Annotated in this window: 4 protein-coding genes; 3 read left to right on the forward strand and 1 reads right to left on the reverse strand. The window is 54.5% G+C overall.

The genetic code is table 11. From position 1 onward, the window contains the following. A partial coding sequence (locus VAE55_RS06835; RefSeq protein WP_322815049.1) for an SdrD B-like domain-containing protein occupies positions 1 to 12,312 on the reverse strand: 12,312 nt, incomplete at its 3' end. Between the two features lie 1,218 nt (positions 12,313 to 13,530). On the opposite strand from VAE55_RS06835, the gene VAE55_RS06840 reads away from it, so the two are divergent. From VAE55_RS06840 to bchF, 3 genes are read left to right on the forward strand one after another with little or no spacing between them, the layout of a single operon-like run. After that, positions 13,531 to 14,889 carry a BCD family MFS transporter gene (locus VAE55_RS06840; RefSeq protein ID WP_322815050.1) on the forward strand — a complete coding sequence of 453 codons (1,359 nt, stop codon included), beginning with the start codon at positions 13,531 to 13,533 and terminating at the stop codon, positions 14,887 to 14,889. Between the two features lie 30 nt (positions 14,890 to 14,919). Then, positions 14,920 to 15,741, forward strand: a complete 822-nt coding sequence (locus tag VAE55_RS06845) for a class I SAM-dependent methyltransferase (protein ID WP_322815051.1) — start codon at positions 14,920 to 14,922, stop codon at positions 15,739 to 15,741. Then, positions 15,738 to 16,229, forward strand: coding sequence for a 2-vinyl bacteriochlorophyllide hydratase (bchF, locus tag VAE55_RS06850; protein WP_242605027.1), 492 nt, complete (start codon positions 15,738 to 15,740; stop codon positions 16,227 to 16,229). Before VAE55_RS06845 ends, bchF begins: the two co-directional genes overlap by 4 nt. Positions 16,230 to 16,231 lie beyond the last annotated feature (2 nt).

Raw genomic sequence — 16,231 nt, forward strand, 5'->3', positions numbered from 1 at the left:
CAGGTTGGTGAAGCTGTATGAGCCGTCTGCCGCCGTTGTGGTCGAACCGACTATCGAGCTATCAGCACGATAGAGGGTGACTGTCACGTTCTCAATCCCGATCTCACCCGCATCCTGCACACCGTTGCCGTTGACATCATGCCAGACGACGTTGCCGACACTGGCCGACTGGTATAGCCCCATATCCCAGGTCGGATCATTATCACCCGAGGCGAGCGTGATAACTGTCGTCTGCCGTGAGATCGGATTAACATCGCTATCGATAGTGTTATCGCTGCCCTGATCCTGTGGGCTGATATTGTAGCCGACCGGCAAGTTGAAGAGCAGGTAATAGCTCCCCGGTCGTAACCCGCTGAAGCTGTAATTACCATTGCTGTCGGTGGATGTCGCCGAAATATAGACATCATCACCACCACCGATAACACCATCCGGGCCAACACTGTAGATTGCGACGGCAACACTCTGAATGCCCGACTCACCAGCATCTTGCAACCCGTTACCGTTGGTGTCGAGCCAGACCCGATCACCAACACTGGCCGGACGGTAGAGACCGGCGTCCCAGGTTAGGTCAACGTCACCCGACGTCAGCACCGTGGCACTCATGACACCGGTGTTCGGGTCAGCATCCGAGTCGAGCGTGTCGTCACTGTCCTGGTTGGCAGCAGTGACGATATAGCCAGCCGGTACCTGGACCGTCACCGTGTACGTACCCGGTACGAGGTTGTCAAACCGGTAGAAGCCATTGCTGTCGGTGGTGGTGGTCAGGTTCACCACCGTACCGGCACCGGTCGTGCCATTCAACAGCACAGTGACATTCGCCACACCCTGCTCACCGCTATCCTGCACTCCATCGCCATCAGTGTCTTCCCAGACGAAATTACCGATGCTGGCGCGGTTGAAGACCCCCATATCCCAGGATGGGTCATTATCACCCGCAGCGAGCGTGATCAGCGGCGTCTGGCGGGTTACCGGGTCAACATCGCTGTCAGCAGCGTTATCGCTGCCCTGATCTTGCGGACTGACATAGCTGTACCCAGTGGGTTGGGCGAAGATCAGGTAGTAATTGCCGGGCAGAAGGTGGCTGAAGCCATATACCCCATTCCCATCAGTGCTGGTTGTCGCCACCAGCGAATCGTCTCCACCGCCAATGACACCATCAGGGCCGGCACTGAACAACTGTACATTTACCCCACCGATGCCCGATTCGCCAGTATCCTGAATACCATCGGCATCTAGATCGTGCCAGACTCGATCACCAAGGTGGGCATGACGGAAGAAGCCGAAATCCACCGTCAGATTGCCATTATCGCCATCGCCGTCGGTGATTGGTTCAGTACTGCGAGCGAGCGTGACCGGCGCACTATCAACGTTGCCAATACCATCGGTGGTACCGTTGTCATCGTTGTCAGTGTTGTTATTGGGATCGGGTGCCGATTCGTAGGCGCCGGTAGCCGATCCGTTGGTACCGGTGCTCGACACAAAACCGGCTAGCGGCTGACCGGCACCAAACTGGCCGGCCGGAATTCGCACAATGTAGTTCCCCTCAATCAAATCGCTGAAGGTATAGAGACCGCCACTCGCTGTTGTGGTGAATGCGACAAACTCACCTGCATCAACCTGGTTATTGCCATTGCTGTCGAGGTAGAGTTCAATGCGCACACCATCAATACCGGTCTCGCCATTGTCGCGTTGACCGTTGTTGTTCACATCGTTCCAAACTAGGTTGCCCAGTGTGAGTGGCTCGAAGAAACCGAAATCGAGCGTCAGATTGCCATTCGCATCATCGTCATCAGTGGTTGGTTCGAACGATGGATTGAGCGAAATAACACCGCTAACTACACCATTACTGGTGTCGGTGCCGTTATCATCGTTATCAATGTTGTTGTCCGGATCAGCAGCCGGTTCATACGGCCCGGTTGCAGCACCATTGCTGCCGGTGCTTGAACGATGGCGATAGAGCGGTTGACCAGGGGCAAAATTGCTATCCGGGATGACGACGATGTAGTTCCCCTGCTCTAAACCGGTAAAGAAGTAGTTACCGGTCACATTGGTTGTGGTTGATGCCACAAACTCACCCGCATCAGGTTGATCGTTATTGTTGCTATCGCGGTAGAGATCAACCTGAACACCACCAATCCCATTCTCACCCCCATCAATCAGACCGTTATCGTTGCTGTCGTACCAGACCAGATTCCCCAACGTCAGACGGGGGTACAACCCCAAATCCCAGCTCAAATCGTTATTGTTCGTTGTGCCGAGAGTGATGTCGGCAGTTCGCAGCGAGGATGGATTAACATCCGAGTCGACAGTATCATCAAAACCCTGATCCGGAAGACTGATGGCGTACTGCGCCGGTATGTCGCTAAAGACCAGGTAGTAGGTACCAGAAATCAGGTGAGTGAAGAGGTAGCTTGTAGCGGCTGCTACCGACGTGCGCGTAATGGGTTGGATGCCGGGCGTAGTTGGATCACCGTCAAGCGGCTGACCGGTGGTGGCATCGTAGATGGTGATCGTAACCCCAGCAATATAGGTTGTTTCGCCCGCTTCGCGTATTCCATTCCCATTGACATCGAGCCAGACCTGATTGCCAATCCGGGCATCATCAAACAGGCCGAAGTCAATCGTGAGATTGCTGTTGGCATCAGCAGCCGGATTGGTTACTCCAGTCGGCATCACTGCATCCGGTTCGCCAGTAGGCATTAAGCCGACACGCACGGTGAAGACCGGACTACGCTCATTATTGCCGGTCGCAGTACCGTTGTCATCGTTATCCACCGTGCTGCTATCAGGATCAAGCCCCGGTTCGTAGGGGCCACCGGCACTGCCATTGATCCCAGTACTTGACACGTAATTAGCATCCGATACAACCTCTACAGCGTAATTACCCCCATCGCGCAGACCACCAAACAGGTAACGCCCACCGTTGCTGGTTGTTATAGTGGCAACCGCAGTTGTTTCACTGCCGCTAATCACTCCGTCATTATTAGCATCGTAGAACAAGCGTACAGTTCTTCCATCAGCATAGCCACCATTGATATCTCCAGCATCAAAGATACCGTTGTTATTGAGATCGATCCAAACCCGATTACCGATGGTCAGACTGTAGAAACCGAAATCGACTGTCAAATTGGTATTGCTATCGCCATCTTCACCGGTTGGTTCACCATCAAGGCTGAGCGTTACTGCGGTACTGCGTACCAGATCCGTCGCCGCACCGATCACCACACCCACATTTGGCCCAATCCCGTTATCATCGTTATCGCTATCGTTGTCGGGATCGGCGGCAGTATCGGTCGCATTGCCATTATCACTGCTGCGGAAGAAGCGCAATGCATCACTGGTGCCAAAATTACTTGCCGGAATGACCACTAGATAATCGCCGGGGACAAGGTTGGTAAAGCGATAGTCCCCACCACCAGCGGTCGTGGTGGTCGCAACCAGCGTATCGGTGCCGGCATCGTAGCTACCGTTTCCATTCGTATCACGGTAGAGCTGGACGACAACACCATCAATCCCAATTTCGCCACCATCGCGTTGGCCATTGTTGTTCACATCGTGCCAGACCAGATTGCCCAGTGTCAGCGGGCGGAAGAAACCAAAATCAACGGTCAGGTTGCCGTTATTGCCATCGCCATCGCCCGTTGGCTCATCTTGCGAGCGCAGAGTGATCATAGCCGAGCGAACGGCACCACTACCATCGGTTGTACCGTTGTCATCGTTATCAACGTTGTTGTCAGGATCAGGTGCTGCCTCGTAAGGACCGGTTGCAGAGCCATTGATACCGGTGCTGGAACGGAAGGCCGGCTGATTGCCACTCGGTCCAAGCGCCTCTCCACTGTCGAAGTTTGTATCTGCAATCTCAACCAGATAATTCCCCGGATCGAGATCGGTGAAGTTGTAGAAGCCGCCACCCGCCGTGGTCGTTGTGGCAATTGGGGTTGTTTCACTACCGTTAATGACTCCATTTCGATCCGCATCGTAGTAGAGATTGACAACCACCCCATCAATGCCACTCTCACCACTATCGAGCAGACCGTTATTATTGACGTCGTTCCAGACCCGATTGCCCAAGTTCACCCGCTGGTACAAACCAGCGTCCCAGCTTAAATCACTCTCGCCGGCGACCAGGTTTGTCACGATGGTCTGACCGCTGGTGCGATCAGGATCGCTATCGGTGGTATCATTCCCACCCTCATCCTGCGGACTATAGACATAGCCGGTCGGCAGCTCAAAGACAAGATAGTAATCACCTGGAATGAGATAATCAAACCGATAACTGCCATCAGCAGCCGTGGTTGTGGTCGCAATGAGCGTGTCGTTGGCATCGTAGAGCTGCACCGTCACTCCAACGATGCCTGTCTCATCGCCACCATTCTGCACACCGTTGGCATCACGGTCAAACCAGACCAGATTACCTATGTTTGCCGGACGGAAGAGGCCAAAGTCAACCGTCAGGTTGCTGTTTTCGTTGCGAGCCGGATCGGTAATGCTGCCCGGCAACGGATCGCTCTCGGCTGTTGGTTCACTATTGGGGGTCAGCCGCACGATGGTGCTGCGCACAACACCTCCGCTGCGGGTACCGTTGTCATCGCTGTCGGTAGAGTCGGTATCGGCGTCAGGTGCCGGTTCATAGGCCCCAGTAGCACTTCCGTTCGCACCTGTGCTCGACACATAGCCCGCCGGCAACACGACTTCCACCAGATAGTTACCCTGCACCAGACCGCTGAAGAGATAGTAACCACCATTCGTGGTTGTCGTTGTGGCAACCGGCGTCGTTTCACCGCTATCACTGACATCACCATCACCATTGAGGTCACGGTAAAGGTTCACAATCACGCCATCGATCCCGGTCTCGCTACCGTTGATCTGGCCGTTGTTATCAGCATCTTCCCAAACCCGGTTGCCCAACGAGAGGAGCTGGTAGAGACCGGCATCCCACGTCGGATCATTCTCACCAGATTCGAGATCAATGGTTGTTGTCGTAGCCGTTGCCGCAATTCCTGTCGGCACATCCGAGTCGATGGCGTCGGTTGCCGCCGTAGCATCTCCAACCGTGAAGCCATAACCGTTCGGGCGAGTGAAGCGCACACGATAGAGACCGGGTTGCAGATCGGTAAAGCTGTAGATGCCGCTCCCATTGGTTGTTGTTGTCGCCAAGGTATCGTCGGCAGTACTGAAGGTACGGTCACGCCCGGCACCGATCAGCTCAACGGTAATATTCGCAAAGCCTGGCTCACTCATCTCCTGGATGCCATCACCGTTCAAGTCTTCCCAGACGAAATCGCCCAAACTGGCCGGAATCACCAGTCCTGCATCCCAACTCAGATCGGTCTCTCCCGACTCAAGGGTGGTGGTGATCATCGTGCCGGTACTATCCGCGTCGCTATCGTTGTTGTCCGTTGCTCCGGCCACCTCGGTTGCCGTAATATCGCGATAAGTGAACCGTTCACCGGTCGGCACAGTGACCGTAATTTGATAGTTACCCGGTGCCAGATTGGTGAAACTGTAGATACCACCGCCACTTGTCGTGGTCGTTAGGCTCACCAAGCTACCACTGCCGGTTGTACCGGTGAGGGTCACGGTCACACCATCAATCCCACTCTCACCACTATCCTGCACGCCATTGCCATTGGTATCGCGCCAGACAAAGTTACCGATGCTGGCAGGACGGTACAGACCGGCATCCCAGCTCAGATCGCTCTCACCCGATTCGAGCGTAGTTGTAGCCATGACGCCTGATGCGTCGGTATCAGAGTCACCTGTATCATCACCCTGATTGGCGGCAGTGAAAACATACCCCGCCGGTGCACTGACGGTCACCGTGTAAGTACCGGGCGCGAGATCAGAGAACAGATACATGCCGTTGCTATCGGTTTGCGTCGTCAACGTGACGGAGTTACCTGCACCGGTGGTGCCGCTTAGGGTCACGGTCACATTCGCCAGTACCGGCTCACCGGCATCCTGGCGACCGTTGCCATTACGATCTTCCCAGACAAAATTGCCGATCTCAGCCGGTTGGTACAAACCTAAATCGTATTGCAGATTGTTACCTGAAACCGGCGTGAACGGTGCTGTCTCGAAACTACTGTTGGCATCACTGTCGAGCTGATCATCGCTACCCTGGTCTTGCGGACTACGCAGATAACCGGTTGGAATCTCGCTAAAGCGAATACGGTACGTTCCAGGGAAGAGATTGGTAAACTGGTAGAGACCATTACTATCGGTAAAGGTATAGTCGAGTACGGCGCCATCACTATCACGCAGCAGCTCAACGCGTACCCCAGGGATACCGGTGGTTTCATCGTTATCCTGCACTCCATCGGCATCGCGATCAAGCCAGACGCGATCACCAACGGTGATGGTCTCGAAGATACCGGCATCAACGGTGAGATTCGCATCACCCGAATTCAAACGCACAATCCCTGTGCGCCCATCGAGCGGATTGGCATCGCTATCAGCAGTATCATCACCACCCTGATCGGCACGGGTAAATGATCGATTTGGCGGTAGATTGCTGAAGACGACATAGTATTCACCGGGTGACAGATTGGTGAAGAGATATTCGCCGTTGACATCGGTCGTCTGCGTGGCAACCAGTGTCCCATCAAGCGCAAAGAGGCGCACGGTCACTCCGCTTACACCACCCTCGCCTAGGTCTTGCACACCGTTAACGTTAGCATCAAACCAGACCCGATTACCCAGGCTGGCCGGGTTTAGCACACCCATATCTAACGTTCGGTTGGATGTGCTGGAGAGCAGGTCGACAATTGGGGTGCGCCGGTTGTCATCAACATCGCTATCAGTCTCGTCGGTGGCAACCACAGCATCGCGCGGGCTGATCAAACTGTAACCAGGAGCTACACCAAAGACGACGAAATACCGCCCAGGCTGGAGATTGCTGAAGAGGTATTCGCCGTTGGCATCGGTTGTGGTTGAAGCAACCAGCACATCATCTGCTGTGCCGGCCTGACCATCGTTGCCCGGCTGGTACAACGTTACCGACACGTTAGCCACTCCCGGCTCACCACCATCCTGACGGCCATTGCCATTTACATCGTGCCAGACTCTATCACCGATGCTGGCCAACTGATAAAGGCCGAGATCCCAGCGCAGATCATTCTCACCGGCGCTCAACGTCGTCGGTACGGTCAGGAACGTAGTCGGATCGACATCAGAGTCGGCGTTATCATTCCCGCCTTGATCCTGGGGGCTGATGATAAAGCTGGCCGGTACCACAAACCGCAGGTAATAATCATCGGCAAGCAAGTTCTCAAAGCGATAGAAGCCATCAACATCGGTCACCGTGGTGTTGAGCGGGTTGCCTGCGCTGTCGTACAGCACAACCTGCACCCCTGGAACACCGGTTGTTTCACTGGCATCTTGAATACCGTTGGCATTTAGATCGAGCCAGACCCGATCACCGATACTGGCCGTCGGCACAATACCGAAGTCCCAGGTTGGATCATTCTCGCCTGGATCGAGGGTCGTGGTTGCCGTCTGGCGTGTGATGGGATCGGCATCGCTGTCGAGCGTATCATCACTCCCTTGGTTCTGTGGACTGGCCCGATAACCGCTGGGCAGGCTGAACTCCACATAGTAGTCGGCGGGTATCAGATTGGTAAAGCTGTAGAGGCCACTGCTATTCGTGGTAGTGGTGGCTACCGGTACACTGCTACCTGGACGGAAGAGCCGTACCTGCACACCACCCACACCTGGCTCGCCACCGTCCTGAATACCGTTGTTATTGGTATCACTCCAGACGCGATCACCGATAGATGCAAAGACAAACAGCCCCATATCCCAGTTGGGATCGTTCTCACCCGGCGTCAGCTCAATGATAGCGGTGCGACGGGTGGTGAGATCGGCATCGCTGTCAACTGTGTCATCGCTGCCCTGATCGGTGGGCGATACGACAAAACCGGTTGGTGGTGAACCAAATGCGACAAAGTAGCGACCGGGTGGCAGATTGGTGAAGTCATAATTGCCATTGATGTCAGTCACTGTGGTAGCAACCAGCTCATCATCGATGGTACCCGCCACGTTATCGTAACCGGGCCGATAGAGCTGTACCTGCACCCCACTCACACCTGGCTCGCCAGCGTCTTGAATACCGTCGTAATCAAGATCATTCCAGACCCGATCACCCAGACTTGCTAGCGTCGCGACCAGGCCAGCATCCCAGCTCAGATCGGTCTGATTTGCGGCAAGCGTAATGACCGACGTCAAACCGGCATTGTTGACATCACTGTCCAAGTTATCGTTCACACCCTGATCGACGGTCGTGAAGCTGTACCCAGCAGGCAGATTGCTGAAGCGCACCTGATAGGTACCGGCAGCCAATCCACTGAAACCGTACCGACCAGTGCCATCAGTCACCGTAGTGATTGGTTGCACACCAGGTGCTGTCGGATCACTATCGATGGAGTTACCACTTCCATCAAGCAGCTCAACCGTCACACCGGCAACCCCTGGTTCACCGGCATCTTGGATACCATTGCTATTCGTATCAAACCAGACCAAATCACCGAGCACAGCGCCATTCACAAAACCAAAATCGAGGGTCTGGTTCCCATTCACGCCATCACCATCATTGGTTGGCTCGCCGTTGACAGTGAGGGTAATCGGCTGTGAGCGAACGGTTGCACCAAACAGCGCACCATTGTCATCGTGATCGACATTGTTATCGGGATCAGGGGCCGGATCATTCCCACTGCTCGAACGCATGCCGAAGAGTGCACCCCCAGGTGCGAAGTTGTTATCGTCAATCACCACAATATAGTCGCCGGCCACTAGATTCGTGAACTGATAATAGCCGGCTTCGCCGCTAACCGTTGCCGTCGTTGAGCTACCGACATACTCACCGGCATCGGGCTGACCATTGCTATTGACATCACGGAAGAGACTCAGGCGAACCCCATTGATGCCGGCTTCACCGTTCTGCGGCTCGTAGCGACCATCATTATCGCGGTCATACCAGACCCGATCACCCAGCGCGAGCGTACCCGCCGGCACAAGCAAACCGGCATCGCGGCTACGGTCGAACTGATTGGCAACCAGGGTAAAGACACCTGTACGCCCAGTCGTCGGATTCGTATCAGAGTCGAGTTGATCATTGCTGCCACTATCGGCAGTCGTAAAGTTCAGACCAGTAGGCAATACAAACTCAATGTAATAATTGCCGGCGCTCAAGCCACTGAAGACATAGTAACCAGGATTACCTAGCAGATCGTCGGCGGTGACCGTCGTGGCAACCAAAGCACCATTCTCTTCGTACAACTGCACAGTAATATCATTCACGCCATCGCCTGGCGGCTCGTCTTGCACACCGTTGCCGTTGCGATCGATCCAGACATAATTCCCGACTGCCGTCTCGTTGATCAAACCCACATCCCAAGTGTCGTCATTTTCGCCGGAGACAAGGGTAGTCACTGCACTATAGCGCGTTGTCGGGCTTATATCTGAATCACGACTATCATCACCACCCTGATCAGGAGTAGTCAAGCCATATCCAGCCGGAGGAGTGACACGAATGTAGTAATCACCTGGTGGAATGTCATCAGGGTCAGAGAAGAGATAATAACCGGGGTTGCCATCATTATCCGGGCCAGAGATGGTAAAGCCCACCCAGCGATCACCAGCACTTGGCCCGGCAACGCTGTCGGTGTCCTGATAGAAGTCAATCCGTGCCCCATTGACCCCGACTTCGCCGGTGTCCTGCACACCATTCAGATTCGTGTCTAGCCAGACGTAGTTCCCATACGATGGCGGAATAACCGGCCCTCGCTCGATACCAACCCGTGGTGGTTCCGCCGCCAGCAACGGATTCCCATTGATGTCAAAAGCGCGATAGCCGAATGTATTCCAGGCAATCTCGCCTGGCGTACCGCCCAGTGGTGCGCGCATCGGCCAGGTGATGACAACCGAGTCTTGCGGATAGAGCACGCGGCTACCGAAATCGATACGCACCGACCGTACTGTTGTTATATCAGAGGGAAGTACAGTCGACCACTGAGGATCAACACACCCTGGTGCATCAATCGGATTGCCATTCTCATCGTTGAGACCGAGATCGGGATTACGACAGGGATTGTTTGTCGTACTGTAATAAACGGTTGCCCCGTCAGGAACGGCAATTGGACCGGCCAAATAGGGTTGCCACTCACTACCACGCGGATCGTTGAAGCGAACCACACCGACATCGCCGACCCAGGGCAGAATATCGATGATAACCAAATTGGTCAACGGTACCGAATTCGTATTGGTGATAATCAGTCGATAATCGGCCATCCCACCAGGGGTTGTCAACCCGGTATCGGGATCGCGCGTCCACTCGGTATCGAGCTGACCGAGCACCCACTTTGCCGAACTGGCATTTGCAGCAGCAGCCAGGCTCAGACTGGTAATTGATGATGAACAGAGCAACTCGGTAATATTGCCATCGCCATCAAAATCGTTGCTGTCGTGGTTTTGCTGACTACACCGATCAATAAAGATTTCGCCGGCAGGATTGGCAAAACTGACCAGCGATGCCGTATTGTTGATGGTACCGGCCTGTGTTGCCGGATCGATCTGGGCTCCAAAACGTAACGTAAACGACGCATTCGGCGGCAGGCTGTAGCTATCCCAACGCCAGCGCAGCAGGGTGCGACCGGTGCCATTAAAATCCTCGATCACATCGAATACCGGATCGGGAGCACCCGTTGGACGAGAAACGACCGTTGCACTCCCCGGCACATAAATCAGAGCCGGTACCAGCAGATCAGCTAGTATCGGATTGATCAAAGCAGCAGCCGGGCTACCAACGGCGGTATTCGCCAGCGTAATCGTGTAGGTAACCGTATCACCCGCATACGCCACCGCCGGACTCACCGACTTGGAGACTTCGGCACGGGCACCTGGTTCGATGATGCGCGTACGCGCCTCGTCGGTGCGAGTGGCCGTAAACCCATTGTAAGTAAAGGTACTGGTAGCCTGATTAACGACCACCCCATTGATCGGGCTGGCAGTGACCACAGCACGAAAGTTATGTCCAGTCGCACTGAAACCAAACGGCAGTGGATCAAGATAGCGCCAACGGATCGCCGTAATCTGCTCACCCGCTCCCAGGGTCAGAGTCGTACAGCCACCACCGGTATTGGGCGCGATATTCACACAGCTTGTGGTCGTGAATGGACTCCCAGACACAGCAGTGAAGGTAGGATTGAGATTAGTAGTGTACTCCAGCTCAACCCGTACCCCGGCAATATTGCCACCGGCAGCCGTTATCCGGGTCACCTGCAACTCTGACGGCACCGGATCGGTCACCACCACATCATTTAATGGGGTGGTACCGGTATTGACCGTGTTCAAGGTGTAGGTTACCGTATCGCCAACCAATGCGGTGGTTGGGCCATTCTTCGTGAAACCATAACCCGGCGTAGGAGGTTGAATCCGACGCACATCATCATCGGTGAGTGTTATCGTCTCCAAACCTGCCTGAGCGGTGACATCCATCACATTCCGCACTTCAGTGCCGACGGGAAAGGTAGTAGCCGGAAAGATCACCGTCACCGTGCGCGTTGCGCAAAGGCTAGCCGGCACCGTCAGGCTGGTTGGCGGCCAGGTAACGGTGTTGGTAGCTCCATTGAAGGTACCACCATCGGAAGCGCTAACAAACGTAACCCCGGCCGGCAGGGTATCGGTAATCTGAACATTAGTTAGATTCAATGCACCAGAACCGTTATTGGGAATACACACTTGAAGCTGATAGGTTGTTGGCACATCAGGAGCACCACCGGAGACAAAGGTCTTGGTGGCGACCGCATTCGGTTCAGCACGAGCGGTGATCATTAGCGGGTTCGACAGATCGGGAGGCGCGGTTGTCGAGCGCATCTCGGCACGGAGAGTAGCCGTGGTACCATCGGGCGTACTGCCGGCCGGGAAACGGACCCGTAATTCCAGCCTACCACTATCACCTGCGGCCAGTGGTGCATTGAACGTCCAGGTGACGGTACGGTTGGCGGGATTATATGCCGGCGACGTTCCAGCACCTAGCGCCTGCACGTCACCGGCACCACCAGCTAGGGTTGGCGGCAACACCACCGTCACTGTGGCATTTTCACAGGGTGTGTTCAGTACGCTCGAACAGCTATAGTCAACATTAATGACCGACCAGTCACCGCTGTTAACGACGGGAAAATCGGTGCTGAGTACTACATCAGTCGTGGCATTGGCAAAAGCGACATCCGGACGCAGCCCTGCCAAAACCACAGTTAGGATCATCAGTAAGCTAAACAGTGTGCGATGAGCAGCAACGATGTTCTGGTGCAACATAGGTTCAACCTCAAGTAAGAATACGTGCATGACCCGGCAACACCGAAGTGTGACCGAAAAGCCACAATGAAGTATATCGACAGCGCGAACCAGAGTATTACCACTTGATGTGGTCTGAAGAGCAGCGTCTCTCTTTGGTGAGGAACACAGTTTTATATCACCCCCGGTGTAGCCTGAATAGACTATCACCCCAAAAGTACAAAGGGCACCGAGGATGGGATGGTGCTGCATCACCCGCTGGTCTTGGATAAACTATCACCACAGAGACAGTTTATCGTGGAGCATGTCTTATATCACATCTTCATTGATACCGTGCATTACTGCTGATGTCACTCACCAGTGTTTATCAACCTGGTGATGGGATACCTCACTCTAGGGGTAGACTCCCGCTCGAGCTTGTTCATCACTTAGGCCACCTTCACGGGACGAGCGCGGAGGGATGCCGACAGACAAGCTGGAAGCCTGCTCCACGATCCACACCACTGCTCACACGCAGTCAGCTAGCCTTCTAGTGTGTTTGCACAGCCTCATCCCCGTGATAGATGGAGAAACTGCTGCGACGCGCGTCTGATGATGAGCACGGCCGGCACGGTAGTGTGGCTGCCGTACTCCACACAACGTGACACAGGCAACCCGGTCTGGCAACAGCATCCTCCTTGAAACGTAATCCTGCTGTGTGCAGAGCGATAACGCCAGTTCTGCGCATCCACGCTCAGAACAATCGCATGGCTGGTGCAAGCCGGAGGCTCGCGTTCCTAGGGCAAGGGCAGGATGCGCAGTTATAGTTATTGTCACCCTGTGTAACAAGCAGGGGTTTCGGGTAGAGAATTCATAACCATGCCGAGCATCAATTCCTTATTGCAATACTTCCATGTACTATGCAATTGATAATCATACATTGTCAATTGAGGTTTCAGCCATCTAACACGGCATATTGAAGGGAAGATCAAAACAATCGACTCACCATACATCATTATTTTCGACATATATGCAAATTTTTGAGATTGACAAGCGATTGCACAAATTTTGCAAATATTGCATATGCCTGTTCTATATGCTATACTCACGCTGAACAAAATATCCCGAACGCCTCAAAATATCCAGGAAGGGTCACCGAATCTGCCGACAGCAATTGGTGAGACGCTCTGAAAAAATGTAGTGCAAACTCCGTGCTACATGTTGGTTCGCCTTTGACAAAGAACTAGAAAGGTGTGCGCAATGGGTCTGCTCCGTTTCGCCGTCAAGACCTTTCGCCTCTCGCTGATGCGGGTAGGCGCCGGATGGATGTTTGCCCTGCTCACGTTCAACTTCAACCGGGTGTCAATTTCAGACCTCGGTGCAATGGCAGTGATTGTTACCACCCTGATTGGCATGCACCACTTCATCTCGTTCTTTCAGGTGTACTGGGGGCGATTTACTGACCGTTATCCGATCTTCGGCTTACGTCGCACACCTTACGTTATTCTGTCAAATGTAGGCGCTGCCCTTATCTTCCTCACCTTGCCGGGTATTGCGATTGGCCTGGGCGAGCGATCCTTCATCGCAACGGTTGAAGCCTTTGCCCTGATCTTTCTATTCGGTGTACTGATGGCAATGAACGGCAGCTCATCGAATGCGCTCATTGCCGAAGTCACTACACCGAAAGAGCGTGGGGCCGTCGTTGCCTTTATCTGGGCCACGGTGATTATCAGCGGTATCGTCTCAGCAGGTATCTCACGTGTCATTATGCCGGTATATTCGCCAGAAGCCATGCAACAACTTTACAACCTGACCCCAATTATCGTGACGGTCACCGTCCTGCTGGGCGTGATCGGGATGGAGAAGCCGATCGCGAAAGAAGAGCATCGCAAGCTGCTGGAGCAGGCTCCGGAGAAGGGTGAAGCCGGGCCGCTAGAGACCTGGCGAGTTGCCACCGGTTTGATGAAGCGGAATCCCCAGGTGCGTGGCTTTTTCGCCTTCGTGCTGCTAGCCATTCTCGGTATCTTCCTGCAAGATGCAATCCTGGAGCCGTTTGGCGCTGAGGTGTTCGGTATGCCGCAAAAAGACACGGCTGCATTCCAGCAGGCTTGGGGGGCCGGTGCACTGCTCGGCATGCTCGGCATCGGTATTCTCTCCAGCATCTTCCCCATCCAGAAGAAGACTATTGCTACTCTCGGCGGTCTCGGTGTTGCCGGTGGGCTGGCACTGTTGATGATTGCGGCTCTTACCCTGCACCGCGAGATCATCAGCCCGGCACTGCTCATCATGGGGTTGGGAATCGGTCTCTTTAACGTCGGTGCGCTGGCGATGATGATGGAGATGACCGTCGAGGGGCAGACCGGTCTGTATATGGGGATGTGGGGTATGGCACAAGGCCTCGGCAATGGGTTTGCCAATGTGATCAGTGGTCTTGGTCATACAGTGATGATCGAAGGTGGTCTGGTTACTCCGGCGGTTGGCTACGGATTGGTATTCGGGTTGGAAGCTCTGCTCATGGTACTGGCTATCGGCATCTTGCGCGGTATTTCGGTACAGGAATTCAAGGGTCTGACCCGGCAGGAGATTACGAATGCACTGGCAATGGATGCAGCATCATAGCTTGCAGCGCATGGAGAGCAGAGACCTGACATGCCGTTACCGATCACATTTGATCACATTGCCGATGTGTACGATGCGCAACGTGCGCATCCCGCCGAGGTGTCAACCTCGATTGGGCAGGCTATCGTCGATCAGACCGGCAGTGGGGCACGAGTGCTTGAAATCGGGATCGGGAGTGGGCGTATTGCCCTGCCGGTCGCCGCTGCCGGTGCCACTGTCATCGGGATTGACATCTCGGCAGGTATGTTGCACGTTGCCCACCGACGGGCTGAAGAGACCGGCACATCACTTCATCTGGTGCAGGCCAATGCGCAATACCTTCCCTTTGCCACGGCAACCTTCGATGCGGTGCTGGCTGTACACGTGCTTCATCTGCTCCCGAACTGGCGCACCGGACTGGCTGAGATGGTGCGCGTAACTCGCCCAGGCGGTGTGATCATTCAGGGTGTTGACTGGCGTGATCCGACATCATGCGTTGGCTTGCTGCGCGGGCAATTACGGCAGGCGGTGATGGATTTGCTTCCTGGTGCTCGCCCACCGGGCGCAGGTGCAGCGGTAAGCCAGCATCTGGCGAAGCTGGGAGCACCGGTGGTAGAAGAAGGCATTGTTGCAGCACGCTGGCACCGCACGCTGAGTCCGGCAGAGGTGATTGCCGGTATGGCCGCACGCAGCGATGCAGAAACATGGGCATTAAGTGATGAGGTGTTGCAGACAGCCATTGAGCGTGTGCAAGGTTGGGCTGCGCAGCAATGGCCTGATCTCAACGAGAGGCAAGAAGTCGAACATCGATTTCTACTCACTGTGAGTCGCGTCAACTCAGCACCGGTCACCGATCAACGTGGAGGAAGATGATGTATACACCCGAACAACTGGAACGCCGCAACCGATCACCCTGGACAAAAGCCCAGTTCATTCTGGCCCCCATCCAGTTCATCGTGTTTATTATCAGCTTTGCCCTGGTTATCCGATATCTGGCAACTGGTGAAGGGTATTGGGTTGCGACAGTGAGCGTGTGGATCAAGATTGCGCTGATCTGGGCCCTGACCATCACCGGTATGCTGTGGGAACACGACATTTACGGTAAGTATTTCATGGCCCGTGAGTTCTTCTGGGAAGATTTGGGTAATCTGATTGCTATTCTGACCCACAATGCCTATTTCGTTGCCGTGTGGCTGCACCTCGATAGCCGCACGATCATGTGGGTGATGGTCTTCGCCTACGTCACATACCTCTTCAACGCTGGTCAGTTTCTCTGGCGTGGCATTCGTTCGGCAAAGGAACGGCGTTTATTACAGGCACAATTGCAGGCTCAATCAGCAGGTATGGCCAAACCATCATAATA

The sequence above is a fragment of the Chloroflexus sp. genome (genome assembly GCF_034432675.1).
Lineage (GTDB): Bacteria > Chloroflexota > Chloroflexia > Chloroflexales > Chloroflexaceae > Chloroflexus.

Bases quoted from the DNA above. Each gene is read 5' to 3' on its own strand.
- VAE55_RS06840 (WP_322815050.1), top strand. From the start codon at position 13,531: ATGGGTCTGCTCCGTTTCGCCGTCAAGACCTTTCGCCTCTCGCTGATG.
- VAE55_RS06845 (WP_322815051.1), top strand. From the start codon at position 14,920: ATGCCGTTACCGATCACATTTGATCACATTGCCGATGTGTACGATGCG.
- bchF (WP_242605027.1), top strand. From the start codon at position 15,738: ATGATGTATACACCCGAACAACTGGAACGCCGCAACCGATCACCCTGG.